We start from the raw sequence: 1,315 nt of genomic DNA, 5'->3' as shown, positions 1-1,315 counted from the left end.
CGCCTAAAAAATAGTCGCTGTCAGTGCCATGGTCGAATGTTCAACACGCCCTAATGATATAGAAAATTAAGAAGACGATAAAATCAATAAAAGACTATTACTGAAACCCTGAAACAGCCGTACACGACCGTGAGAAAGATACAGGCTGTAACGTAAGGCAATCTGAAGTGGGACAGAGTTTACATAACTCGTCTATCGAAGATTATCCATAAATTCCTATACTTTAATGGTATTCGCAAGTCCGCAAGCTTGGCGGTCTGATTAGTTAAAACATAACAAATAATTTAAGGATAATATTATGAGTAACCATGACGGTATCGATCGCAGTGAAGTAAAACACATGTCAAAAGAGTCTAAAAAAGACCTAAACGCAGACATCATTACCGGTGAACCAGGCTCTCATCCTATCGGAACAGGCGTTGGCGGTGTTGGCGGTGCAGCAGCGGGCGCGGCTATTGGTACAATGGCAGGGCCGCTAGGGACACTAATTGGCGGCGCGATTGGCGCAGTCGTTGGTGGAGGAGCAGGTCATGCAGCCGCAGAAACGATCGATCCGACACGTGAAGAAGCATACTGGCGCGCTGAGTATGCCAATGCAGACTACTATCGTGAAGGTCTAGATTTTGATCGTGATTTGCACCCAGCATATGCAGTAGGCTATGCCAATCGTGCGCGCTATCCAGCCGATGCGCGTTTTGAAGACCACGAAGCTGATTTAGAGCGCTCATGGCACGAAGTAAAAGGCGAGTCTCGCCTAGAGTGGAATGATGCTCGCCGAGCTTCACGCGATGCATGGAACCGTGTTTTTTAATTGGCTTTTTTATAAGGTACTACAAATCTTATAAAAACTCATCAGAAATATAAATAAAAAGGCATAACAGTCTAAAAACTAAGCAGTATTATAAGAGCTTACTATGACGTTACAGCAGAGATTTTAATTGTACATTAGTTTCTTTCAATCGCTTTTATTTATATTATTTATGTTATTTTGAGGCTTCCGAAGGCATCTTTGGAAGCTTTTTTTATGAAAAAAGTTTATTATTTATGGATGTTAATGAATATATCAGACGTTATAAAAATAATAGGGAATATATGAATAATAAGGCTGATAATCATCAATTTTATATCGCGACCGCAAATTTATTGAACTTTGCAAATCCCAACCGCATTTATTATGACAATGCCCCTGCTTATAATGATACTGAATACAATCATAAGCTACGCGGTATCAGCGAATTGTTGGCGAAGGCTCATGCCGATATCATCGCTGTACAAGAAGTTTGGGATAGTGCCGCTTTAGTAGCGCTGGCGGCGT

General features: G+C 41.4%; 2 protein-coding genes. Both read left to right on the top strand.

The window, feature by feature from the left end; genetic code table 11:
• Positions 1-298: 298 nt before the first annotated feature.
• The gene (locus NK638_RS12240; RefSeq protein WP_274633228.1) at positions 299-811 is read left to right on the top strand and encodes a hypothetical protein; all 513 of its coding nucleotides are present in this window, start codon (positions 299-301) and stop codon (positions 809-811) included.
• 233 nt (positions 812-1,044) lie between these two features.
• On the top strand, positions 1,045-1,315 hold a 271-nt coding region (locus NK638_RS12235; protein ID WP_342454298.1), incomplete at its 3' end, for an endonuclease/exonuclease/phosphatase family protein.

Source organism: Psychrobacter sp. A3, assembly GCF_028823565.1.
Classification (GTDB): Bacteria; Pseudomonadota; Gammaproteobacteria; order Pseudomonadales; family Moraxellaceae; genus Psychrobacter; species Psychrobacter celer.
The sequence above is the reverse complement of the archived record's forward strand: the minus strand, read 5'-3'. Positions and strand labels throughout refer to the sequence as shown.